Genomic DNA, 25,263 nt, shown 5'->3' on the forward strand with positions numbered 1-25,263 from the left:
TCACTCTAAATTTCTGAAAACCCATATTTTTGTGAACATCCAACTTCTGTTTCTCTCAGCTTGCTCTGTATGGTTTATCGTGTTGCAGGCTTACTTTATTGTTTTCATCTGATTATCAAACTTCTAATGGGATTATGGCGAATGTATTGAGTACTCCGCACCACTCGTGTTCAGCCTCCGCACGACCTGTGCGGACGCTCCGCACAAGATGTGCGAAGCGTCATTACGTTGACTGAAAGAAGTAGGATGAGCTACGATAGATATTTATTTGATTAGCAGTAGACTATAAAGGTGAATATAATTCCTTAAATGTGTAAACTATTTCGATACTAATTACTCTATTTTTTTGTGCTATCAGGTAAGATTTTCCTAAATCTTTGTTCTATATTGTTCGTGTCAAGTACCTTTAACTGTTCTTTTGCCATTTTATGGAGAATCTCAAAACGTTGCTTTCTTGATACCCCTTGCTTTATCATTTCAGAATTAGCAGATTCCATATTAGATAATACTACTAACTGGTTGATGCTTGCAGTTTCTCTAAGATTTATTCCTTTAGATGCCAAATTCGGGTTCGCTTGAACCCATTCTTTTGCTTTACACCCAAAGAGAATTATATTTAACATATCAGCTTCTGTTGCATAGATAATCCCATGCTTGATAGCCTCAATGTCCATTTTAGGAATAATCACGTTTTTAATAGCATCGGTATGAAGTGTATAATTGGTTTTGGATAGTATTCGCTTTGCGTTCCACTCTAACGAAAGCGGATCGCTCTCTTGTTCTTTTAACCGCTGGTATTCCTTTACAATATAAAGTTGGAATACAGGACTTAGCCACATGCCAAAATTAAAGGCTATATCCTTGTGTGCGTAAGTTCCACCATACCTGCCAGCCTTAGACATAATACCTATCGCATTTGTCTTTTGTATCCATTGCTTTGCCGTTAGAGTAAATGAGTTTAATCCTGCGCTATTTCTAAACCCATCGAATTCGGTGGGATTAAAATTAGGGTTGTAAAGCTGTTCCCATGCTCCCAAATATTCTATTGTGCTTCTTGTGCGTAACCAGTTCTGTATGATATAATCCGTCCTTTCCTTGTCTTTGAAATGTGCCATATCTGTTAGGCAAATGTAGTCGCTCTCATTTCCTATCAGCACAGATATTTCTGTACTGTTATCTTCTTTGATGTATTCATATTTTTAGTTATTATATCAGCAAAAGTAACAAATAAAACGCACTTTTCAGTATTGTTAGGGTCTTTTTTCTTCTGATACGATTTTTCTCCGTAATGAGGGCAAATGATGGTGTGATGTAATGTAAAATAAGTAGACAATCAAAGGCGCAGAAAAGTCGAAGAGGGATAAGGGTTTAAGTCGAGAAAAGGCGTGTGGAAAGACAATCGTATAAATTGAAAAGTTCATGTGAAGGTAAGGAGGATATCAGAAGCTTATCAGATGTGATTTATTGGTCATTTTTCTTCAAGTTTATCGTTACTTTGGCAATACTTACTAAACAAACTTAAAAAAACGTAGTTATTTTCGATATTTTACATAATTAACCTCGTTAAAGACGTTGATTCTGAAGAATTCTGATTAAATTTGCAGCTAAATTCAATTATTAGTATCTGATGCGTAATAAGATATATATTCTCGTAGCTTTAATGATGGCTACTTTGACAATGACTTCTTGTCTTAAGGACGACGACGAGAAAACCAGCGTAAGTTACAAAGACACGGCTATTTTGAGCTTTTCTTTGGGACAGTTGAAACAAGTGCGTGATACCATTGCTAAGAATGGCAAGGATAGTACTTATACAGGCAAATTCAATGCTGCTAAAGTTAAGTTCTATATTGATCAGGCTCAGGGTTTGATTTATAACCCTGATTCTTTGCCATATGGTACGAATCCAGCCAGTGCGTTGGCAAAGGTTGTGGCAAAGAATAGCGGTACTATTGTTATCAAGTCAACAACTGACGAGAAGTTCACTTATTACCGCAACAATGATTCCATTAATTTTAGCACTCCTCGCATGTTCCGTGTTTATTCAAACAATGGAGGCGAGTATCGGGACTATAAGGTTTCTGTGAATGTTCATAAGCAGAAGGGCAACGTGTTTAGCTGGCAGGCACTGCAAGCAAATAGCAACTTTTCGTCGTTTACAGCGATGAAGGCTGTTAGTGCGGGAAGCAAGGTGTTTGTCTTCGGAACGAATGGTAGTCAGACGGTTGGCTATGCTGCGACAAAGGACAATGGCAACAGCTGGACAAAGCTCAGCAAGATTTTCACAGCAAATGCTTATAAGAGTGTGGCAGTGCAGGGTACTAAGCTTTTCGTTATCGACAATGGTACGGTTTATAGCTCTACAGACGGCAGCAGCTGGACTACAGTGGCTACAAACAGCAGTTTGAAGCAGTTAGTGGCAGCATCACCAGCAGAGTTGTTTGCGCTATCAACGTCAGGTACATTGTTGGCTTCAAAAGACAATGGTGTTACGTGGACTAACGAGTCATTAGATAGCAATGCTTCACTCCTTCCAGTAAGCAATATTGGTTCTTCACTTACAGCAGTTACATCTGACTTGTATCGCGTACTGCTTGTTGGTACACTGGCAAGCGGCACAAAGAATGCTGCATGGACGAAACTTTCTTATCGTCAGAATGAGCAGTGGAGTTATGTAGAGAGCAATGCTGACAAGTTCCAGCTCCCTCTTTACAAGAGTCTTTCAGTTGTAAACTATGATAAGGCAGCCCTTGCGTTGGGCGTTGATAATAGTGGTAAGTTGGCTTCTATGCTCCTCTCTCGAGATGGGGGTATCACATGGAAGAGCGATAAGAGCTTCACTTATCCAGCAGACATACAGGCTGCGACTGCTTTTGCAGCAACAGTTGATATCGACGAATACCTCTGGGTAATTAGTGGTACAAAGGTTTGGCGTGGTAGACTCAATCGAGTAGGCTGGGCATTGAACCTTAGTCGATTGGCTGAATAAGCTATTCAAACAGGACAACAATGAAACGTATCTTCATCAACCTCCTCCTCTTCCTTGCTGCTACGCCTCTATGGGCGCAGTCGGACCCGGAGTATAAGATGGAGATTGGTGCCGGTGTCGGTATGATGGGTTACTTAGGCGACTTTAACGAGTCGTTGTTTAAAGACCTACAGCCGATGGGAACGGTTTTAGCAAGATATAATCTCAGTCCTTATATGGGGTTAAAGATGAACGTATCGTTTGGAAAGATGAAAGGTTCATCGGCTGATGTCAAGACTTACTATCCACGTTTTGCTTCAGCCCCCTATACATTCGACAATTCGTTGGTTGATGTAGGCTTTGCATATGAATATAACTTCCTGCCGTATGGTACGGGTCGTGACTATCGTGGTGCACAGCGTTTGTCGCCTTATGCGATGATAGGATTGGGTGCCACCTATGTTAATATTAAGGGTGGCGATCGCAAGTCGGTGCTTACAGCTAATCTTCCAATCGGATTGGGGGTGAAGTATAAAGTGAATGAACGAATGAACGTAGGCTTAGAATGGGCGTTACACTTCTCGCTCAGCGATGAGTTAGACGGACAGAAAGACCCTTACGGCATTAAGAGTAGTGGACTCTTTAAGAATACAGACAGCTATTCAACCCTGCAGCTGACGTTCTCTTATAGTTTTATGGCAAAGTGTAAGACTTGTCATAATGAGGACGAGTAAGGGAAGTTAGTTTCCACCTATTATATATAGGTAATGTCTAAAGCGTGCAGACATAAGTGCTGTACAGAACAAAACATAGGTTTATCTCTTCAAAAGATATGGCAGAAGAATTAGATATGACACGAATACCCCAGCATATTGCCATTACAATGGATGGTAATGGACGTTGGGCAACCGAACGCAATAAGCCACGCTCCTACGGACATCAAGCAGGAGTAGATACCGTTCGGCGCATAACATCAGAATGTGTACGATTGGGTGTGAAGTTTCTCACACTCTATACCTTCTCAACAGAGAACTGGAATCGTCCTACGGATGAGATAGCAGCGTTGATGGGACTTGTGCTTACGTCTTTGGAAGATGAAATCTTCGTGAAGAATAATGTGCGTTTCCGTGTTATTGGTGACATGGCACGTCTGCCAGAAGAAGTGCAGAAGAAGTTGCGTGAGACTGAAGAGCACACAGCGAAGAACTCTGCAATGACGATGGTTGTGGCACTTAGCTACAGTGCACGTTGGGAGATAGCAAAAGCAATGAGGGAGATTGTTACAGAATATCAGGCTAACAGCTCTGAACCTTTGCGCCCAGAAATGATTACAGAAGAGGTGATTAGTGAGCATTTAGAGACAAACTTTATGCCTGACCCAGACCTCTTGATTAGAACGGGTGGTGAGCTTCGCATCTCCAATTATCTCTTATGGCAGATAGCTTACTCTGAGCTATACTTCTGTGATACCTATTGGCCTGACTTCAATGAGCAGGATTTGCAGAAAGCCATTGCGAGTTTCCAGAGTAGACAGCGTCGCTTTGGAAAGACTGAGAAACAAGTAGAAGAAAACGAAAACAATTAAGTTACGCGATAGATGACTAAAATAAATAAGGTGTTGATGCTCCTTGCGCTCTCTGGAGTTACGCTCACGATGAGTGCACAGCAGAAGATTGTAAACCCAGATATCACATATTCAGGTACTCCTAAGACTTACAAGTTGGCAGGACTGACCGTTACTGGTATCGAGGGCTATGAGGATTATGTCCTCACTGGTATCTCTGGACTCGCTGTTGGACAGGAGTTGGAGGTTCCGGGTACGGCTATCACAGATGCTGTGAAGCGTTACTGGAAGCATGGACTCTTCTCAGATGTTTCCATTTCTGCTGACTCTATTGTGGGAGATAATATCTATTTGAAGATACACCTCGCACCACGTCCTCGTATCTCTACCATTAACTATAATGGATTGAAGAAGACTGAGCGTGAGGATATGGAGAAGAAACTCGGTCTTTTGAAGGGTGGACAGATTACGCCTAACATGATTGACCGTGCGAAGATACTTGCAAAGAAGTACTTTGAAGACAAGGGTTATAAGAATACTGAGGTCTTCATCCGTCAGCGTGACGATGTATCAGCTAAGAATCAGGTTATCCTTGATATCGATGTAGATAAGAAGGAGAAGCTGAAGGTGCGTTCTATCATCATTGATGGCGACAACCAGTTGGGCGAAAAGAAGATTAAAGGAACCCTGTTTAGCAAGGGTGCCTTTGCTAAAACCCATGAGGCTGGTAAGCTTTCTAATCTCTTAAAGTCAAAGAAGTTCACACCTGAGCGTTGGGCTGAGGATAAGAAGAACCTTATCACAAAGTATAACGAATATGGATATCGTGATGCTATGATTTTGAAGGATAGCGTTTGGAACGTTGATCCAAAGCATGTAGATATCTATGTAAAGGTAGATGAGGGTAAGAAATATTATATCCGTAACATCAAATGGGTAGGTAATACTGTTTACTCAACAGATTATCTGTCACGTCTACTTGACATGAAGAAGGGTGACGTGTACAACCAGACTTACTTGAATAAGCGTCTTTCACAAGATGAGGATGCTGTGGGTAATGCTTACTGGAACAATGGTTACCTCTTCTATAACCTTCAACCAACAGAGGTGAATATTGTCGGCGACTCTATTGACCTTGAGATGCGTATCACTGAAGGACAGCAGGCACGTATCAATCGTGTGAAGATTAATGGTAATGACCGTCTGTATGAGAATGTTGTTCGTCGTGAGTTGCGTACAAAGCCAGGCGACCTCTTCTCTAAGGAAGCACTCCAGCGTTCTGCACGTGAGTTAGCTTCAATGGGACACTTCGACCCAGAGGCAATCAACCCAGTACCAGAGCCAAACTATGAGGACGGAACTGTTGACATCAATTATAACCTCAAGCAGAAATCAAACGACCAGGTTGAACTTTCACTTGGTTGGGGTCAGACGGGTGTTATTGGTCGTGTCGGTTTGAAGTTGAATAACTTCTCAATGGCAAACCTCTTCCGTAGAAACCGTGAGCATCGTGGTATCATGCCTATTGGTGATGGTGAGACACTCTCATTGGGCGCACAGACCAACGGTACTTACTACCAGTCATACAATGCCCAGTACTCAACCAACTGGTTGGGCGGTAAGCGTCCTATCCAGTTCAGCGTGGGTATGTCGTATTCAAAGCAGACTGACGTATCAAGTAACTATTATAACAGTGGTTACTTGAATAACTATAACAACTATCGTTACGGTTATGGTAACTACAATTACAATAGCTACGAGAACTATTATGACCCAGACAAGTATGTGAAACTCTTTAGTATATATGCTGGTTGGGGTAAGCGTTTGAGCTGGCCTGATGACTATTTCACCTTGTCACTTCAGCTGCAGTATCAGCGCTACATGTTGCGTAATTGGCGTTACTTTATTATGTCGAATGGTTCAGCAAACAACTTGAACCTCAACATCGCACTTAATCGTACGTCAACAGACAACCAACTCTTCCCACGTCGTGGTTCTGACTTCTCAGTATCATTGACCATTACTCCACCATGGTCTAAGTGGGACGGTAAGGACTATGCTCACTTGGCAACCGACCGCAACTCTCCTACCTACTCACAGGAGCAGCAGGAGAAGTATCGTTGGGTTGAATATCATAAGTGGAAGTTCAAGGCTCGTACCTTTACAGCCCTCACAAGTGGTCAGAAGTGTTTCGTCTTGATGACCCGTGTTGAGTTCGGTTTGTTGGGAAGTTACAATAAAAACAAGAAAAGTCCGTTTGAAACCTATTACATGGGTGGTGATGGTATGAGTGGATACTCTACTGGTTATGCTGAGGAGACAATCGGTCTTCGTGGTTACGAGAATGGTTCACTCACTCCATATGGTGCCGAGGGCTATGCTTACAGCCGTATGTCATTGGAGCTTCGCTATCCATTCCTCTTGGGTAATACAACCATTTATGGTCTTGGTTTCGTAGAGGCTGGTAACGCATGGACAGAGACAAGTAAGTTCAATCCATTTGACATGAAGCGTTCTGCTGGTCTTGGTGTTCGTATCTTCCTCCCAATGGTGGGTATGATGGGTATCGACTGGGCATACGGCTTCGACAAGGTATTTGGTACAAAGGGCGGCAGCCAGTTCCACTTTATCCTTGGACAGGAGTTTTAGTTTAGTTTAGTTTAGTTGACGAGTTGACAAGTGAACAAGTTGACAAGTTACTTGCGAAGTGAACAGGAGTTTTAGCTTAGTTGACGAGTTGACAAGTTGCTTGCGAAGTGAACAGGAGTTTTAGCTTAGTTGACGAGTTGACGAGTTGACAAGTTGCTTGCAGCAATAAATTAAGTGAGTATCGGTAATCATAATTATGAATTATGAATTATGAATTATGAATTAAAAGAGATGAAGAAGAATATTTTTAAGAGTGTACTGCGATACGTTTTACCTCTTTACCTATTTACTCTTTTACCTTTAACAGCTTCTGCACAGAAGTTTGCACTGATTGATATGGAGTATATCCTCAAGAATGTGCCAGCTTATGAGCGTGCAAATGAGCAGTTGAATCAGGTAAGTAAGAAGTGGCAGGCTGAGGTTGAGGCACTCAACACAGAGGCTTCTACGATGTATAAGAATTATCAGAACGAGGTAGTCTTCCTCTCTCAGGACCAAAAGAAGAAGAGACAGGAGGCGATCATGGCTAAGGAAAAGCAGGCATCCGACCTCAAGCGTAAGTATTTCGGTCCAGAGGGCGAGCTCTTTAAGAAACGTACCAGTCTGATTACTCCTATACAGGACGAGATTTACAATGCAGTAAAGGATATCTCAGACCAGCGCGGTTATAGTTTAGTTATCGACCGTTCAAGCAATGCCGCTGGTATTATTTATGGTTCGCCAAAGGTGGATATCAGTAATGAGGTACTGCAGAAGTTGGGATATTCTTATCAGTAAGTAGTCTTTGTGCTAAGTAAACTAACCATCTTAGGAAGCCTATCTACTATAGAAATTATAGTCACACTGGGTGAGTTAGAAATGCAATCACCGCAGATAAAAAGTAAATTAATAAACAATTAAACAATAAAAAGAAATGAAGAAGTTATTTTTGATGTTGATGCTTTGCGCACCAATGACATTGTTTGCACAGAAGTTTGGTCACCTTGACTCACAGGCTCTCCTCCAGTCACTGCCAGAGGCTACAGCTGTTCAGAGTAAGCTTGAGGCTAAGGGTAAGGAGTATCAGAAGCAGATTGAAGACATGCAGTCAGAGTTGCAGCGTCAGGCAGAGGCTTATGACAAGTCTAAGAGCACAATGAACGCTACAAAGCAGGCTGAGACCGAGAAGAGCTTGCAGGATATGTACAACAAAATCCAGCAGACTGCTCAGGACAACCAGAAGGCTTTCAATGAGGAGCAGCAGAAGCAGCTCGGTCCTGTTCTTGAGAAGGTTCGTAACGCTATCGCTGCTGTTGCTAAGGCAGGTAACTATGTTTACATCATGGAGAAGGCAGCTGGTCAGCCATTGTATATCAACGAGGCACTCAGCAAGGATATCACTGCGGAGGTAAAGGCCCAGTTGGCTAAGATGAAGTAATACATTGCGGGTGCCTTTGCCCCGTAGTTGATTCTCCTTGATTTAGCGGTTTTTTAAGTCTTTGAGATAGGCAAGTATTCCAGTTATGGCTCGTCTTTGAGAGTCTGTCATTACGATAACTCGGAATTATTTTCATGACAAGAAGAATTTATTTACGTGAAAAGAAAAATTTCTTTTCATGAAAAAAAATATTTTTCTTCATGAAAAGAATTTAGAAAAGACAGTCGAAGGGGTCGGAAAAGAGCTTTTCCAATTAACGAACTAACACTGTTTCTGAGGAGATAAAAGGGTGAGGTCACCGCACGGATATATGTTCTTGCGATGACCTCATTTTTGTTTATATATTGAAGAGATAATAAAAGAGATAATGAAAAAACTATTCTTTTCCTTTGTTTTCATGCTTTTGCCGCTCTTGGCAATGGCACAACAGAGTGTTCCAGCATTTAAGTTTGCATACTTTAGCTATGATAAGGTGCTTCATGCAATGGCTGACTATGCCACAGCTACACGTAGTTATAACGACCTTAAGGCAAAGTATGATGCCGAGACAAAGCGTTCAGTAGAGGATTTTAATAGCCGTTATGAAGACTTCCTCGACGTACAGCGCAAGTTGGAACCATCTATTCTTCGCAAGCGTCAGGCTGAGTTAGAGGAACTGATGGACCGCAACATCGCCTTTCGTAAGGAATCTGAGCGTCTGTTGAAGAAGGCTGAAGAAGATATCTACGCACCTGTTCACGCAAAGTTAAACAACGCTGTACGTCAGATGGGTAAGGAAAGCGGTTACGCTTTCATTCTGAATGCAGATAACAATAGTGTCCCATTCGTTAATACAGCGATGGGAGAAGATGTTACAGAGGCTTTGATAGCTGCTTTGAAATAAAAGACTTTACCCACAGAAAAGGCTTTGCATGGGTGGTGTTGATGCTTAGCACAAAGCGTGCTGGGCATCCGCACAGGATGTGCGGAGCGTCCGCACCACTCTGTATGTAGTGATATCGGACGACGATTAATTGTATTTAAAAAGACTAATGACAAAGTATTCTAAACAGCCGGGACCTATCGGTATTTTTGATTCTGGGTATGGTGGACTAACCATTCTGCATGGTATTCGTCAGCTACTCCCCGAATACGACTATCTTTACTTGGGTGATAATGCGCGTGCTCCATATGGTTCACGCTCCTTTGATGTTGTTTATCAGTTCACACGTCAGGCTGTGATGAAACTCTTCGAACTCGGTTGCCAGTTGGTTATCTTAGGTTGTAACACCGCATCTGCCAAAGCACTCCGTACGATTCAGCAGAATGACTTGCCCAATCTTGACCCAGATAGGCGCGTGTTGGGTGTAATTCGCCCTACGGCAGAAGTAATTGGCAAGCTTACCCGCTCACGACATGTAGGTGTGTTGGCAACTGAAGGAACTATTAAGAGTGATAGTTATAACCTTGAAATACAAAAGCTGTGGGAGGATGTAAAGGTAACGGGTGTTCCTTGTCCGCTGTGGGTGCCAATCATTGAGAACAATGAAGCAGACAGTCCCGGTGCTGATTACTTCGTAAAGAAGCGTATCGACCATATCATGCGACTCGATCCAGAGATTGATACGCTCATTCTTGGTTGTACGCATTATCCTATTCTCATGCCGAAGATATTGAAGCATGTGCCACGTGGAGTGCGTATCGTACCACAAGGTGAGTATGTAGCGGAGAGTCTGCAAGACTATTTCCGTCGCCATCCAGATATGGATGCACGTTGTACGAAGAATGCCACAGTGAAGTATTACACCACAGAAAACCCCGAAAAGTTCAAAGAAACTGCACGTATCTTCCTGCATGAGCAGGTTAATGTGGAGCATGTAGACTTGGAATAAGCTCGAAACGGACAATAAAACAGCCGGTTGAGTCGTTAGATAAGAACTAAAGAGTAAAAGATGAAAAAGTTATCTATATTGTTTTTTCTGTCAGTTGTCATGATCATGGCAGCCTGCTCTGATGATGATACTTTCACAACATCACGGAGCAATCTGCTCTCTTTCTCAACTGACACACTACGACTTGACACCACTTTCTCCAATGTTCCGACATCTACTAAGACTTTCTGGGTGTATAATAAGTCGGGTGATGGCCTGCGATTAACCAATGTACGTCTGGCACAAGGTAATCAAACGGGGTTCCGTGTGAATGTAGATGGTGTGGAACTCTCGGCTGCTAATGGCTATCGAGTAGGCGATTTGGAAGTGCGCAACAAGGATAGTATTCAGGTATTCGTTGAGATGACATCACCTTTTAATAATGCCGCAACACCGCAAGAGGTCGTTGATAATCTTTTGTTTACGCTCGAAAGTGGTGTACAACAGAAGGTAAACTTACGTGTCTACAGTTGGGATGCGGAGTTGGTAAAGGGTCGCAAGATTACATCCAATACTACTTTGACCAGTACAAAACCGATTGTTTTCCAAGATACATTGAAGGTGGAAGCCGGTGCTACACTGACAATCCCTGCCGGAACAACTGTTTACTTCTCTCAAAAAGCAGCGCTTGATGTATACGGAACTCTGCGTTGTGAAGGTACAGCAGACAATCCTGTGACATTGCGTGGCGACCGATTGGATAAGATGTTTAAGTATCTTCCTTACGATCGTGTCAGTGGTCAGTGGCAGGGAGTACGCTTTCATAAGGACAGTTACGATAATGTTCTTACGCATACGGATATCCATTCAACCTATAATGGTATTCTCTGTGATACGGCAATGACAGCACGTACGAAGTTGACGATTGCTAACTCTACTGTTCATAACTGTCAGGGCTATGGCTTACAAGCGATAAACAGTAAGATTGTTGCTTATAACTCTCAGTTCTCTAATACGCTGATGGACTGTGCAGCCTTTGTGGGAGGAGAGGTGACTTTGACACATTGTACCTTCGCACAGTTCTATCCTTTCGATAGTAATCGCGGTGTGGCGTTGAACTTTGGTAATCATATTGACAACAAGGATTATCCTCTTCAGACCTTCCACGTTGTCAACTCGCTTGTGACAGGCTATGCTGATGATGTGCTTATGGCTAATAACAAGGAGGGTGTGACAGCTAATTATCACTTCTATAATTGTATTCTTCGCACGCCAAAGCCTAAAGATGCGGCTCTGTTAGCACGTTTTACAGATGTCATTTGGGAGAATAATAAGGATTATCCGGATGGTGGATCAAAGCAGTTTTTACTCGTAGATGGCGACAAACAGAAGTACGATTTCCATCTAAAGAAGGCTGAAAAAGGTGAGAAGTATCCTGCTATTGATGCAGGACTTGCCCTTGGCGATATTCGTTTTGCAACTGATCATGATGGTAAGCAGCGTGATAATAAACCAGATATCGGCTGTTATGAGCTGATTGCTAATTAAAGTCATTAGGCTTATTTGCCTTATTAGCCCTATTAGGCTAATTAGCCCAATTAGCCTAATAACCCTCACCATCAATAATAAATATCAACAATGAAAACAATAGACATAAGCATCAAGATTGGTTTTTGCCAACAAGATGAACTCTCAGAGGCTGATCAGCACCTCATTCAAAAGGCTGTGGAGGCAACTGGTAACAGTTATTCTCCTTATAGCCGATTCCGTGTTGGCGCAGCGTTGTTGCTTGCTAATGGTACAGAAGTTATTGGAGCCAATCAGGAGAATGCTGCTTTTCCATCAGGCTTATGTGCTGAGCGCTCAGCAATCTTTGCTGCTCAGTCTGTCTATCCAGACCAAGCAGTGACCACACTTGCCATTGCTGCAGCCAATGAGTATGGTTTGATGCGTGACCCGATAGTACCTTGTGGAGCCTGTCGGCAAGTTATTTTAGAAATAGAAGATCGTTATAAACAGCCTATTCGTATCCTTCTTTATGGTACGGCAGGCATATATGTTATCAATAGTGTAAAGGACCTCTTGCCTCTCCAGTTCTTAGGAGAGTCCATGAAGTAGCCCTTTAGTTTTCAATAAATAGTAATTATGGAGTATTTACCAAAAGACCCAGCAATATTAGTAAGCAGTGTTAACATGCTACTACGTGATGAAGAGTTTGATTCTTTAGAGTCTCTTTGTTACAATTTCAATGAAGATATAGATAAACTCAAAGCCAACTTGCGTGAAGCAGGCTATGTATATAGTGAAAAGCAGCACCAGTTCCGTCCCATTGGATTTGATAAGTAAGATAGAAGATTGTGCCTTTAAAAATTAAAAAATCAACGATTTGTCCTTCTCTTGTGTCAAGTTTTATCCTGCTTAATCGACGGAAGTTTAAAAAAGGGTAAATACCTCGGTATAGGACCGAGGGGGTCTCAGTATAGGACTGAGGTAGCCTCGGTCCTATACCGAGGTATTCTCAAAATAAAAAATGCTATAATTATAATCGTTAATTCTCTTTCCTTGCCTCCTTACGCTATCAGCGTTAAGGGGGCAAAACATTTTTTATCCCTAAGACTTATTCTAATGCTAGAAAATGCCCTATTAATCGCTTATTTTGTACCCAGCAAATAAGTCCTATTATACCCAGCAAATAAACCCTATCATACCCAGCGAATAAGTCCTACCGTACCCAGCGAATAAGTCCTACCGTACCCAGCGAATAGGTCCTATCGTACCCAACCGCTGGGTACAAGAGGACCCAGCAGCTGGGTATAAAAACACCTGTTCGTTGGGTATAATAATTCTTTAATTTGTCGTTAAAGTTTATTGTTCTTCTTGAAAATAAATACCATGCAAACGTGCCATTCTGCCCTTTTGTGCGTTTCTCCTATATATGTTGTTTGTGTTATCACTTTTTTAGTGTAACTTTGCAGGCAAGTATAAAATCAGAGAATTATGCAAGATTTAGTTATTTACAATACACTGCATCGTAAGAAGGAACTCTTCCAACCGATTGCAGCTCCTAACGTAGGAATGTATGTCTGTGGACCAACTGTTTATGGCGATCCACACCTCGGACACGCACGTCCTGCTATCACCTTTGATATTCTTTTCCGCTATCTTAAACACATAGGGTACAAGGTTCGTTATGTTCGTAACATCACGGACGTGGGCCATTTGGAGCATGATGCTGACGAAGGTGATGACAAGATTGAGAAGAAGGCACGTCTTGAGCAGTTGGAGCCAATGGAGATTGCGCAGCACTATACCAACCGCTATCACGATGCTATGCGTTCGCTCAACGTTCTTCCACCAAGCATCGAACCACATGCAACAGGTCATATCATAGAGCAGGAAGAGTTAGTAAATCAGATTCTTGCCAACGGTTATGCTTATGAAAGCAATGGAAGTATCTACTTTGATGTAGAGAAATACGATAAGGATCACCACTATGGCGTTCTTTCTGGTCGTAACATCACCGACATGATAAACAACTCTCGTGAGTTGGCAGGTGTTGGCGAGAAGCGTAATCAGATTGACTTTGCTCTTTGGAAACGTGCTATGCCAGAGCATATCATGCGTTGGCCATCTCCTTGGAGCGATGGTTTCCCTGGTTGGCACTGCGAGTGTACAGCGATGGGACGCAAGTATTTGGGTGATCACTTTGATATTCATGGTGGCGGTATGGACCTTATCTTCCCTCATCATGAGTGCGAGATTGCACAAGCTGTGGCTTCACAAGGTGATGAAATGGTGAAGTATTGGATGCATAACAATATGATTACCATCAACGGACAGAAGATGGGCAAGTCGCTTGGCAACTTCATTACGCTTGAGCAGTTCTTTACTGGCGAGCATGACACGCTCACACAGGCTTACTCTCCAATGACAATTCGCTTCTTCATCCTCTCTGCTCACTATCGTGGAACAGTAGACTTCTCTAACGAGGCACTACAGGCTGCTGAGAAGGGCTACGAACGTTTGATGAATGGTATTGAGGATTTGGCACGCATTCAGCCTGCTGCTGCGTCAGACGAGAATACAAAGAAGTTTGTTGCTGGCTTCCGTCAGAAGTGCTATGATGCAATGAACGACGACTTGATGACCCCTGCTGTCATCTCAACTCTCTTTGAGGCTTGCCACTTGGTGAACATCCTCATCGATCATAAGGCGCAGATTTCAGCCGACGACCTTAAGGAACTTACTGAGGCAATGCAGCTCTTTGCCTTCGATATTCTCGGTCTTCAGAATGAGCGTGGAGCCAATAACGATGCCCGTGAGGAGGCTTATGGTAAGGTGGTTGATATGGTTCTCGACCTTCGTGCAAAGGCAAAAGCAGAGAAGAACTGGGCTGTTAGCGACCAGATTCGTGATGCTCTCGCTGAGGCTGGCTTCCAAGTTAAGGACACCAAGGACGGTGTTACGTGGAAACTTGACCGATAAACTGAAAACTTCAGATTGCTTCTTTGATGAGCATAAACGCTGTTTGTCAGTGGAGTAAGCGGTAAATAAAAGGATAATGAGTGAGCCCTAAATGGTGTGTCGCTCGTATTCATTCCTATAAGGATAGATATTCTTAGTATGTGTCAGCGATAATGTGCAGTGTATTAGGAATATCTATCCTTATTTTATATTATTTTTCTAATTTGTTTTTATAACAGCATAGTTTCTTTCTTGTATCTCAATTGATTCCATCTTTGGTTAACGTGTTTTCCTATATTTTGTAACTTTGTGTGTAAACACTTGTGGTTTCTTTTTCCCTATCACAAGCTAATGTGTTGATAGTTGCTTTTCATCTTATTTATATTAGGTTATTTGCAAAGCTATAAACCATTTAAAGTATTGTAGTTTATCGTCCGCACCATTGGTGTTAAGCCTTCGCACAATATGTGTTGGGCATCCGCACAATATGTGCGGAGCCTTCGGACGATGATAAGAAGTTGTATAAATGTTCTTATGTTACAATCTTCTTATAACAAAGCAAGTCTTTCAAAAAAGATTTTTTGTCACTTAAGAATGATTTATAGTCCGTATAAGTGAAATGTAATAGCGAGATGAAACTCAAAAAGAGCTTTTAATTTAGAGATGAAAATGTTTACTGGTCGTGCACTTGCAGTGCATTTCCAGTATTATGGATGATGATATTTCTGCTGATTTTCATCTCCTTGTCATGTACAGTCAGCGTAATATCTCCCTTCCTTTTATCTCCTTCCACAATGACGACAAGCTTGCCGTGGAAGAGTTTCATATGTGGTTCGGTGAATGACTGCAATGAAGTTGGATCACCATTGCATACGGCTTTGAAATGACCGGCACCTGACACGGTGAAGAAGAGTTCGTTGTCAGCATCGGGAACGGGATTACCCTGCTCGTCAAGCATTGTAACGGTGATGTAAACAAGGTTGGCACCAGGGATGCCACAGGTAGATTTGTCGGCTTCAAGCAGTAGCTTATGGGGTTTCCCTGCAGTGAACACAGAAACGGAATCAACCGTTTTGCCCTGTTCATCAAATGCCACAACCTTCAGCTCTCCAGGCTCATAGACAACGTTATCCCACATCATTCGATAGCGTTTAGCACGTTGTTTGGCTTCTTCTGGTGTAGCGGCTTTTCCTGTAGCAGCCTCACCCTGTATCTCTTTTCCAGCCTTTCTACATCGTCCCTGTGACTTTCCATTGACGAAGAGTTCCGTCTCCGGATAGCTTGAGTAGCAGAAGACAGGTGTCACCTGTCCCTCACGTCCGTTCCACGTCCAGTGGGGGAGGAGGTGAAGCGTTGGTTCTTTCTTGTTCCAGACCGACCGGTAGAGGTAGTAGCGGTCCTTAGGTAGTCCTGCGAGATCGCAAGTACCAAAGTAGCTGCTACGGCTGGGCCAGTACTCATCGTAGGGAGTTGGCTCTCCAAGGTAGTCTGTTCCAGTCCATATAAACTGTCCGATCGTATAAGGGAGGTCCTCCATAGCGATGAAGTCTTCTTCCGGTAGGTTGCTCCATGAACACCATTGTGTGTCGTAGCTTGAGACCTGTCCGTCGCTGTCAGCCTCTGCTACGCCCCAGCGTACAGGAAACTTGTATACTCCACGGCTTGAGACGGTTGAGGCAGTCTCAGTCCCTAAGAGAAAGCCTGCGGGCAGTTGTGCTATGTTGCGGTTGTATTTAAAGACACGATAGTTGAATCCTGGCACATCCATCACCTGTGCAAAGCCTGATTTCAAGGCTGCTTCCGCTTGGTCCATACCCTGTGTAACAGGGCGTGAGGGGTCTAAGCGGTGGCAGATAGCCTGTAGTCTTTCGGCAATCTGTCGTCCTTCTTCGCTCCACTGTTCGGGTATTTCGTTTCCGATACTCCACATCACGATACTTGGATGGTTGCGGTGATGTCTTATGAGGTTCTCCATATCCTTGTCAGACCAGTCCTTAAAGAATCGTGCGTAGCCGTTCTTACACTTAGGATAGAGCCACATATCAAAACTTTCAGCCATTACCATCATTCCTAAAGAGTCACAAAGGTGTACGAAGAGTTCTGAAGGCATATTGTGAGCGGTGCGTATGGCGTCTGCACCCATATCCTTCATCTGTTTTATCTGTCGTATCAGTGCGGCTTTGTTTTCGGCAGCTCCGAGTGGTCCGAGGTCGTGATGCAGGCATACACCTTGTATCTTTCTGCTGACACCATTAAGCTGAAAGCCCTTTTCCTTTGAGACGGAAACGGTGCGGATAGCAGTCTTCGTGGTGTAAAGGAGAGCCAAGCTACCCTTGTTTCGGGTGTAGATACCAAAGTGTATGAGGGCAGGATGCTCTGGGGTCCATACACTGTATTTACCTTTCTTCCAGTTCATTTCGGCGTGGGCAATACCAGTAAGCGGGTCAAGCGTCAGAGCGGTCTTTTCCATTGGTCCGTCCTTACTTTCGTAGGCAATAGCTATCAGTTTCTCTTTACCGTCCCATCCGTCAATCTTTGCATCGACGGAAAGTGTGGCACCCTCCTCATCGAGGCGTGTTGTACGTATATAGACATCCCACGGATCGATATGCAATCGAGGCATAAGGACGAGTTTTACAGGGCGGAAAAGTCCCGCTCCGGGATACCATCGTGAGCTTTCTTCACGATTGTTGAGGTGAACAATTATCGTGTTTTCGCCTTCCTTTAGATATTCCGTAGCATCAATACGAAAGGCATTATAGCCGTATGCCCACCTTCCTGCTTCCTTTCCGTTGATGTAAACGATGGGTTCTGACATCGCACCATCAAAGTAAAGATAGGCGCGAGAGTATCTCTGGCGCTTCTTTATTGTAAGTTTATGGCTGTACCAGCCTTCACCTATCCATGGTAACGCACCACTGCGACCGCTCTTTTCAGTAGCCTGTTTCTCGCCGTTCTGTTCTATTGCCACACGTTGTAAGTCCCATTTCTTGTCGAAGGGACCACTGATAGCCCAGTCATGGGGGATATTCACGGTCTGCCAATGTAGACTATCACGTGAGAACTGCCAAGTACGAAGTTCTGTTACTTGGTTCATAGCCCAGTTGAGGGTTGTATGACAGAGGAGTAGGAGGGTGATGAAGATTCTCGTTTTCATTGTCGGAAGTTGGAAGGAATAGTAATATTATTGGTAAGAAAAACTGATATATGTGGGGTAGTTTGTGCCTTATGTATTGGAAAGCATGGACCGTCAGTGGTATTGTCAAGGCTTTGTAAGTGTTTTCCAACGTCCGTTAAAACGATTTACGGACGTTGGAAAAGTGTTGAAAAAAGCTGAACCGTATGCGTGGATATGCTTCAGTAGAAGCCTTGTGAGAATATACGGCAGTTGGAAAAGCCTCTTAATACTTGAATGAACTGCCTCCTAAGAACTCTCTCAGTAGGGAGGTTGGAGGGAGATTGCGGAAAGGTAGTGGTGCAAAATACTTGAGGAACTTGCGCAGACGATAAGCTTCTGCATATTCCTCGCAGTTCTCAGGCACCTGTTCCAATACTTCTTCCGCTTGCGGTTTGATGACAGCAAGCTCAAAAAGCATTGCTGTATTGAACATTACATCTGCCTGCTCTTGATAAGGAAAAATCCACTTGTTCTCACCAGCACGCACACTTGGCCAGCGGTGAATGGTTTCTTGTGCAGAACAACCACGATACTTGTAATCGCGAACAATACGACGAAGCAGACGATTGTCGGTTGTTGGGATATAGTTGTGGTCGTCTAACAGGATTGTAGTGAGGGCAGATGCGTAGATTTTAAACTTCTTATCGTCTGCAATCTGCTCTGTCAGTGCTGGGTTGAGTGCGTGAATACCTTCCACAAGTAGTATGTTATTCTCTCCAAGATGCAGCTTTTTACCGCTCTTTTCACTCATTCCGGTTTGGAAATTATACTTCGGTAATTCCACCTCTTCACCACGGAAAAGAGCATTAAACTGCTCATTGATAAGTGGAATATTCAGTGCATAGATACTCTCGTAATCAAGTTCTCCATTCTCATCTTTTGGTGTTTCCGCCCTGTTAACGAAGTAGTCATCTAAGGAAATCTGTACTGGTTTCACACCACTTGCTAATAGTTGGACAGAAAGACGTTTACAGAATGTTGTCTTACCGCTCGAAGATGGTCCGGCAATGAGTACTACCTTTATCTCTTTTCGTTCAGCAATCGTATCGGCAATCTGCGATATCTTCTTTTCTTGCAGTGCCTCACTGACATTGATAAGGTCGGTTGCCAGTCCATTCTTCACCGCTTCGTTGAAGTCACCCACCGTCTTAATACCTAAGATACTCTGCCATTTATGATGCTCTTTGAACACCTCGAACATCTTGTCTTGGCGTATCAATTCACCTAATTTAGAAGGGTCTTGTGTGGAAGGAATGCGCAAGAGGACTCCATCAAAGTAAGGCTCCAACCCAAAGAGATGAAGTTGGCTCGTGTTGGTAAGCATCGAACCATAGTAATAATCCTTATAATCGTCAAGCACATAATAGACACAATAAAGGCTACCGCTGCTTTTAAGGAGTTTAGCCTTTTGTATATCGCCTAACTCAGTGAACATCTTTACCGCCTCCTCGGTTGTTGTTTCGTAACGCTGGATAGGCATTTTAGCGTCGATAATCTCCTGCATTCGTGTACGGATACGGTCAACATCCTCTGCTGTAATCTCGTGTCCGAGCTGCAAGTTGCAGTAGTAACCATTTGAAACAGGGATATCAATCACCACTTGACTACCCGTATAGAGGTCGTGAACAGCCTTGCAGAGCACCATAAAGAGCGAGCGGGTGTAAGTGCGAATACCTGATGGAGTAAGCAAATCGAGGAACTCTACATCCTTATTATGATAGACACGATAATGGAGTCCTTCCACCTTATTATTCACTTTTGCACTCACTGGTCCATAAGGCATTTGAAGATTAATTTCTTTATAAATGTCAGAAAGTGTACTTCCAATTGGGACTTCTTGAGTTTTTTTATTATTTTTGCAACGGATATGCAGTACTTGTCTCATAATCATTGATGGTTAAAATTATGTCAGGGAACAATATTGTCCTTTGGTAAATAGGATTGTAAAGTTAGGGAAAGTTTTGCAAATATCCAAGAAACAGACATCACAAATTAAGTTATTATATGTCGATTTGGATTTTCTTTAAGCTCATTGGAGCATTGGCATTGCTAATGTTCGGTATGAAAACTATGAGTGAGGCTCTGCAGAAAATGGCAGGTCCACAGTTGCGTCACATTCTTGGCGCAATGACTACAAACCGGTTTACTGGTATTCTTACGGGTACGTTCATCACAGCTGCTGTACAATCATCAACAGCAACGACGGTGATGACGGTTAGCTTTGTGAATGCAGGGTTGTTGACATTGCTTCAAGCCATCTCGGTTATTATGGGAGCGAACATCGGAACGACGCTAACGGCATGGATTATGTCAGCTGGTTTCTCGTTTAATATTACCGATTTCGTCTGGCCAGCATTCTTTATTGGTATCGTACTGATCTACTCTAAGAGGCGTAAACTCATTGGTGATTTCCTCTTTGGTATCTCATTTATGTTCTTGGGATTGGGAACCTTACGTCAGACAGGTATTGATATGGACCTTGCGCACAATCAGGCTGTACTCGATTTCTTTAGTCATTTCGACCCACAAAGCTTCATCACAACTATCGTTTTCCTACTTATCGGTAGTGTGCTGACCATGTGTGTGCAGAGTTCTGCAGCGATCATGGCTATCACGATGATTCTTTGTTCAACGGGAGTATTGCCTATTTATCAGGGTATTGCACTCGTAATGGGTGAAAATATTGGTACAACTGTAACCTCAAACCTTGCTGCTTTGACAGCAAACACGCAGGCTCGCCGAGCTGCTATGGCTCATATGGTGTTCAATGTCTTTGGTGTTCTTTGGGTATTATGTATCTTCCATCCTTTTATCAATATGATTTGCGACTGGGTGGGCTATGATGTAACGATGCCAAAGGGTGCCCCTGGCTTTGCTGCCAATGCTGCTAAGCTAAGTTTTGTGCTTGCTGCTTTCCATACAACCTTCAACGTTGCCAACACTATTATCCTTGTTGGACCAATCAAGTATTTGGAGAAGCTGGTCTGCATGATCATCAAACCAAAGACAAACAAGGACGAAGACGAGTTCCGTCTGCACTTTATTCAGGTTGGTATCATGAAGACTCCAGAACTTTCTGTGCTTGAGGCTTCAAAGGAGATAAAGTCGTTTGCTGAGCGTATTCAGCGTATGTTTGGTATGGTTCGTGAGCTACTTGGCGAGAAAGATACGGATAAATTCACCAAACTCTATAGTCGTATTGAGAAGTATGAAGGTATTTCTGATAATATGGAGATAGAGATAGCGAAGTATCTCGACCAAGTTTCTAATGCTCATCTGAGTGATGAAACGAAGGAGAAGGTGCGCTCTATGCTTCGTGAAATCTCTGAGTTGGAGAGTATCGGAGATGCTTGTTATAACATTGCTCGTACTTGTAGCCGTCTTATCAATAGTAAGGAAGACTTCACACAGGAGCAGTATGACCACATGCATCAGATGTTTGAGTTGACAGATGATGCTCTGACACAGATGAATCGTATTCTTGTTGGTCACCGTCAGGACAACGATGTGAACCGTTCGTTCAATATTGAGACCGAGATTAACAACTACCGCAACCAATTGCGCTCGCAGAATATCAACGATGTGAACGACCATAAGTACACCTATGCAGTAGGAACAATGTACATGGACATCATTCAGGAGTGTGAGAAATTAGGCGACTATGTAGTCAATGTTGTTGAGGCTCGTATGGGTGTTCGACAGCAAGACGCATAAAATTTTGAGTATGATTAAACAAGATAAAGGCAGGGGCATCAATGTGTGTCCTTGCCTTTACAATATCATGACTTCCATCTCTTGAATGCTTATAGTATCACCACTTGACGGGTTCTAACATTCGGTTGCACTTTCATTAACCATATAGAGCAGTTCATTTAATCTTCAACACATTTGGTGTTCGCCATTCGCACAACATGTGTTCACCATCAACACAACATGTGCGGAGCGTCCGCACGATAACTATTAGGGACCGAAAGACCAGTTAAGGACATCATTGCCGATTTAGATAAGCCATTAACTCCTCACAACTCAAAGCATAGAGATAGGAACTCCATGTGTGTTCTTTGTTTCGTCAATGATAAAGATACTATGTAAACTTCCTATACAATTAATCGTACCAAGCGTGTTGAGCATGAATTGTTGATAGCTTTTCATGTCATGCGCATAGACTTTAATAAGGAAATCGTAGTCACCACTGGTGTTATAACACTCTGTTATTTCCTCAAGATTCTGCACAACATTCATAAACTCTTGTATGAGTTCTTGAGAATGTTGTTTCAGTCTGATATTACATAATACCATAATACCATTGCCAACCTTATGAGGATTCACAACCGCCATGTATCTTTCTATATAGCCATCACGCTCCAATCGCTTCTGTCGCTCAAACGTGGGAGAGGTTGAAAGGTGGAGTTTTGCGGCTAATTCTTTTACCGTAAGATCTGAGTTGCGCTGTAGAATACGTAGTATTTTACGGTCGGTTTCATCTAAAGTCTCATTGTTATTCATTTCGATATATTTTGTATTTGCAGAATATTATTCTGCTGTTTGTGCTAAATTTAGGGCATAGATAGTACATTTTTCCGAATTACACAGTAAATTTTGGTAGTAAATGGTTTTGTTATAACTTTGCAATCGTATTCGAAAAAGAAAATAATAAAAGATAGAAAAATATGAGTAGCATAAGAACAAACGCACCATATCGTGCAGACATCGTAGGTAGTTTCCTCCGCCCAGCAGAATTGAAAGATGCAAGAAAGAAATTTGTTGCAGGTGAAATAAGTAAAGACGAATTAACAAAGATAGAAGATCGGTTGATAACCGACCTTATTGCCAAGCAGAAGGCACATGGCTTGAAAGTAATTACGGATGGAGAATTTCGTAGAAGTTACTGGCATCTTGACTTCATGTGGGGTTTCAACGGAATAGAGGAAATTGAACTTGAACATGGCTATCAGTTCCATGGAGAGGAGACAACACCAGGCTCTATTCGTATCGTTGGACGTATCAGTGGAGAGAATCATCCCTTTGTTGAGCATTTCAAGTTTGTTAAACAGTTTGAAGAGGAAGGGATTATTGTACGTCAGACACTTCCTGCTCCAGCACAGTTGTTCGCAGAATGTTTCCGTGGCGATAATACTAAGGATACTGAAAAAGTATATCCAGACGTAAATGAGTTAATTCATGACATAGCCGCAGCATATAGAACAGTAATTGCAGACCTATATGCAGCAGGATGTAGAAATATCCAATTTGATGATTGTACATGGGGTATGGTTGTTGATAAAGACTATTGGAAGGCACATGGTGGCGACAAGGAAACGATAGAGGAGCTTGCTACTAAATATCTAACGATTAATAATTTGGCTCTCGAAGGTAGACCAAAGGATATCGCTTTCACTACTCATATTTGTCGAGGAAACTATCATTCTACTTATGCAGCACAAGGACCTTACGATCCTGTAGCTCCATTCGTATTTGCACAAGAGAATGTTGATGCGTTCTATTTAGAATATGACGATGAACGTTCGGGAGGTTTTGAACCGCTGAAGTATATTCCTAATGGTAAGAAGGTAGTATTGGGACTTATCACAAGTAAGCATGCTGAACTTGAAGAGCCCTCAAAGATTATCGCGCGTATAAAAGAGGCTGAAAAATATATATCACTTGATGACCTCTGTTTAAGTTCACAATGTGGCTTTGCTTCTTGTGAAATTGGTAACAAGCTGACAGAAGAAGAGCAATGGGCTAAAATAGACCTTGTACAGAAAATAGCTGCTGAGGTTTGGGCGTAATCCTATCTTTGCGGCTAATAGGCATAAAGTAATAAACAAGTAAATGATATGAAAAGAAATCTTGAAACTATATGTATTCATGGCGGCTGGCAACCTAAGAAAGGTGAACCTCAGCAGCTACCCATTTATCAGAGTACAACTTTTAGATATGAGACCAGTGAGCAAATGGCACGTTTGTTTGACTTGGAGGATAGCGGTTATTTCTATACTCGTCTGGCAAACCCTACCAATGATGCTGTAGCCAAGAAGATTGCAGCCCTTGAAGGTGGTGTTGGTGCGGTACTGACTTCTTCTGGTCAGGCTGCTAACTTCTATGCTATCATTAATATTTGTGGAGCAGGCGACCATTTAGTGACTTCTAACACAATCTATGGCGGAACGTATAACCTCTTTGGTGTAACGCTGAAGAAGTTGGGTATTGAATGTACCTTCATAGATCCAGAGTGGGACGATGAAAAGATTGAAGCAGCCTTCCAACCAAATACAAAGTGTTTCTTTGGTGAGACAATTTCTAACCCAGGAGGTAAGGTGTTTGACATCGAACGCTTTGCAGGAATTGCTCATAAGCATGGTGTACCACTGATTGTTGACAATACGTTTGCTACACCAATCAACTGTCGTCCTTTTGAGTGGGGTTGTGATATCGTCACGCATTCTACGACAAAGTATATGGATGGACATGCCTCACAGGTTGGGGGTGTTGTTGTTGATTCGGGGAACTTTGATTGGGAAGCATATAGTGAGAAGTTCCAAGGATTAACAACTCCTGATGAGAGTTATCATGGACTTGTTTATACGAAGTCGTTTGGTAAATTGGCATATATAACGAAGCTCGTTACTCAGTTGATGAGAGACCTCGGAAGTATACCTGCACCGCAGAATTCATACCTGCTTAATATTGGTCTTGAGACCTTGCATCTTCGTATGAGGCAGCATTGTGATAATGCACAGAAGGTGGCAGAGTGGTTGGAAAAGAATGAGAAGGTGGCATGGGTGAACTATTGTGGTCTTCCTTCCGATAAGTATTATGCGTTAGGACAGAAGTATCTTCCAAATGGCTCGTGTGGTGTCATAGCCTTCGGTTTGAAGGGTTCACGAGAGGATGCAATCAACTTTATTGATAGCTTAGACTTCGTTTCTATTGTCACTCACGTAGCTGATGCACGTACTTGTGTTCTGCATCCAGCAAGTCATACTCACCGTCAGTTGACTGACGAACAACTCCGTGAGGCTGGTGTAGCACCAGACTTAATCCGTCTTTCTGTTGGTATTGAGAATGTAGATGACATCATCGCAGATCTTGAACAGGCATTGAAGTAATCCAAACATAAGTATATAACAAAGGACAGCCAATAACTGAGTGCCCTTTGTTATTTTATAA

Annotated in this window: 19 protein-coding genes; 15 read left to right on the forward strand and 4 right to left on the reverse strand. The window is 42.7% G+C overall.

Annotation, left to right across the window (positions count from 1 at the left end; translation table 11 throughout):
* Positions 1 to 338 precede the first annotated feature (338 nt).
* A complete protein-coding gene (locus J4861_RS12065; protein ID WP_211817797.1) occupies positions 339 to 1,187 on the reverse strand; it encodes a KilA-N domain-containing protein in 849 nt (282 codons plus the stop codon).
* Between the two features lie 440 nt (positions 1,188 to 1,627).
* Here J4861_RS12065 and J4861_RS12070 point away from each other — a divergent pair, with 440 nt between their 5' ends.
* The 12 genes from J4861_RS12070 (at position 1,628) to cysS (ending at position 14,933) form a co-directional block, all read left to right on the forward strand.
* Positions 1,628 to 2,989: a DUF6242 domain-containing protein gene (locus J4861_RS12070; RefSeq protein ID WP_211817033.1), complete on the forward strand. Its 1,362-nt coding sequence runs from the start codon at positions 1,628 to 1,630 to the stop codon at positions 2,987 to 2,989.
* A gap of 20 nt (positions 2,990 to 3,009) precedes the next feature.
* Positions 3,010 to 3,702, forward strand: a complete 693-nt coding sequence (gene porG / locus J4861_RS12075) for a type IX secretion system protein PorG (RefSeq protein ID WP_036923799.1) — start codon at positions 3,010 to 3,012, stop codon at positions 3,700 to 3,702.
* A 98-nt stretch (positions 3,703 to 3,800) separates the two neighbouring features.
* A complete protein-coding gene (locus tag J4861_RS12080; protein ID WP_211817034.1) occupies positions 3,801 to 4,553 on the forward strand; it encodes an isoprenyl transferase in 753 nt (250 codons plus the stop codon).
* A 12-nt stretch (positions 4,554 to 4,565) separates the two neighbouring features.
* Positions 4,566 to 7,181 (forward strand): BamA/OMP85 family outer membrane protein, encoded by a 2,616-nt coding sequence (locus J4861_RS12085; RefSeq protein ID WP_211817035.1) that lies wholly within the window; start codon positions 4,566 to 4,568, stop codon positions 7,179 to 7,181.
* A 231-nt stretch (positions 7,182 to 7,412) separates the two neighbouring features.
* The gene (locus J4861_RS12090) at positions 7,413 to 7,958 is read left to right on the forward strand and encodes an OmpH/Skp family outer membrane protein (RefSeq protein ID WP_044045934.1); all 546 of its coding nucleotides are present in this window, start codon (positions 7,413 to 7,415) and stop codon (positions 7,956 to 7,958) included.
* A 136-nt stretch (positions 7,959 to 8,094) separates the two neighbouring features.
* A complete protein-coding gene (locus J4861_RS12095; protein ID WP_004359086.1) occupies positions 8,095 to 8,598 on the forward strand; it encodes an OmpH/Skp family outer membrane protein in 504 nt (167 codons plus the stop codon).
* 367 nt (positions 8,599 to 8,965) lie between these two features.
* Positions 8,966 to 9,481 (forward strand): OmpH/Skp family outer membrane protein, encoded by a 516-nt coding sequence (locus J4861_RS12100; RefSeq protein WP_004359087.1) that lies wholly within the window; start codon positions 8,966 to 8,968, stop codon positions 9,479 to 9,481.
* A 148-nt stretch (positions 9,482 to 9,629) separates the two neighbouring features.
* Complete coding sequence (murI, locus tag J4861_RS12105) at positions 9,630 to 10,469, forward strand: glutamate racemase (RefSeq protein ID WP_211817037.1); 840 nt, start codon at positions 9,630 to 9,632, stop codon at positions 10,467 to 10,469.
* 60 nt (positions 10,470 to 10,529) lie between these two features.
* Complete coding sequence (locus tag J4861_RS12110) at positions 10,530 to 11,996, forward strand: right-handed parallel beta-helix repeat-containing protein (RefSeq protein ID WP_211817038.1); 1,467 nt, start codon at positions 10,530 to 10,532, stop codon at positions 11,994 to 11,996.
* Positions 11,997 to 12,086: 90 nt separating this feature from the next.
* A complete protein-coding gene (locus J4861_RS12115) occupies positions 12,087 to 12,566 on the forward strand; it encodes a cytidine deaminase (protein WP_211817039.1) in 480 nt (159 codons plus the stop codon).
* 27 nt (positions 12,567 to 12,593) lie between these two features.
* On the forward strand, positions 12,594 to 12,794 hold the full coding sequence (locus J4861_RS12120; RefSeq protein ID WP_211817040.1) for a DUF4250 domain-containing protein: 201 nt from the start codon (positions 12,594 to 12,596) through the stop codon (positions 12,792 to 12,794).
* Positions 12,795 to 13,445: 651 nt separating this feature from the next.
* A complete protein-coding gene (gene cysS / locus J4861_RS12125; RefSeq protein ID WP_211793729.1) occupies positions 13,446 to 14,933 on the forward strand; it encodes a cysteine--tRNA ligase in 1,488 nt (495 codons plus the stop codon).
* A gap of 652 nt (positions 14,934 to 15,585) precedes the next feature.
* On the opposite strand, the gene J4861_RS12130 is transcribed toward cysS, so the two are convergent.
* Together J4861_RS12130 and J4861_RS12135 are read right to left on the reverse strand one after the other, a co-directional pair.
* Positions 15,586 to 18,069 (reverse strand): glycoside hydrolase family 2 TIM barrel-domain containing protein, encoded by a 2,484-nt coding sequence (locus tag J4861_RS12130; protein WP_211817041.1) that lies wholly within the window; start codon positions 18,067 to 18,069, stop codon positions 15,586 to 15,588.
* Between the two features lie 244 nt (positions 18,070 to 18,313).
* On the reverse strand, positions 18,314 to 19,981 hold the full coding sequence (locus J4861_RS12135; RefSeq protein WP_211817042.1) for a nucleoside kinase: 1,668 nt from the start codon (positions 19,979 to 19,981) through the stop codon (positions 18,314 to 18,316).
* A gap of 113 nt (positions 19,982 to 20,094) precedes the next feature.
* On the opposite strand from J4861_RS12135, the gene J4861_RS12140 reads away from it, so the two are divergent.
* On the forward strand, positions 20,095 to 21,804 hold the full coding sequence (locus J4861_RS12140) for a Na/Pi cotransporter family protein (RefSeq protein ID WP_211817043.1): 1,710 nt from the start codon (positions 20,095 to 20,097) through the stop codon (positions 21,802 to 21,804).
* A gap of 312 nt (positions 21,805 to 22,116) precedes the next feature.
* On the opposite strand, the gene J4861_RS12145 is transcribed toward J4861_RS12140, so the two are convergent.
* Positions 22,117 to 22,596, reverse strand: coding sequence for an Lrp/AsnC family transcriptional regulator (locus J4861_RS12145; RefSeq protein ID WP_211817044.1), 480 nt, complete (start codon positions 22,594 to 22,596; stop codon positions 22,117 to 22,119).
* 164 nt (positions 22,597 to 22,760) lie between these two features.
* Here J4861_RS12145 and J4861_RS12150 point away from each other — a divergent pair, with 164 nt between their 5' ends.
* Both J4861_RS12150 and J4861_RS12155 read left to right on the forward strand, forming a co-directional pair.
* The gene (locus J4861_RS12150; protein WP_211817045.1) at positions 22,761 to 23,882 is read left to right on the forward strand and encodes a 5-methyltetrahydropteroyltriglutamate--homocysteine S-methyltransferase; all 1,122 of its coding nucleotides are present in this window, start codon (positions 22,761 to 22,763) and stop codon (positions 23,880 to 23,882) included.
* A 48-nt stretch (positions 23,883 to 23,930) separates the two neighbouring features.
* On the forward strand, positions 23,931 to 25,202 hold the full coding sequence (locus tag J4861_RS12155) for an O-acetylhomoserine aminocarboxypropyltransferase/cysteine synthase family protein (RefSeq protein ID WP_211817046.1): 1,272 nt from the start codon (positions 23,931 to 23,933) through the stop codon (positions 25,200 to 25,202).
* Positions 25,203 to 25,263: the final 61 nt, after the last annotated feature.

The sequence above is a fragment of the Prevotella melaninogenica genome, from assembly GCF_018127925.1.
In the GTDB taxonomy this organism is placed as follows: domain Bacteria; phylum Bacteroidota; class Bacteroidia; order Bacteroidales; family Bacteroidaceae; genus Prevotella; species Prevotella melaninogenica_C.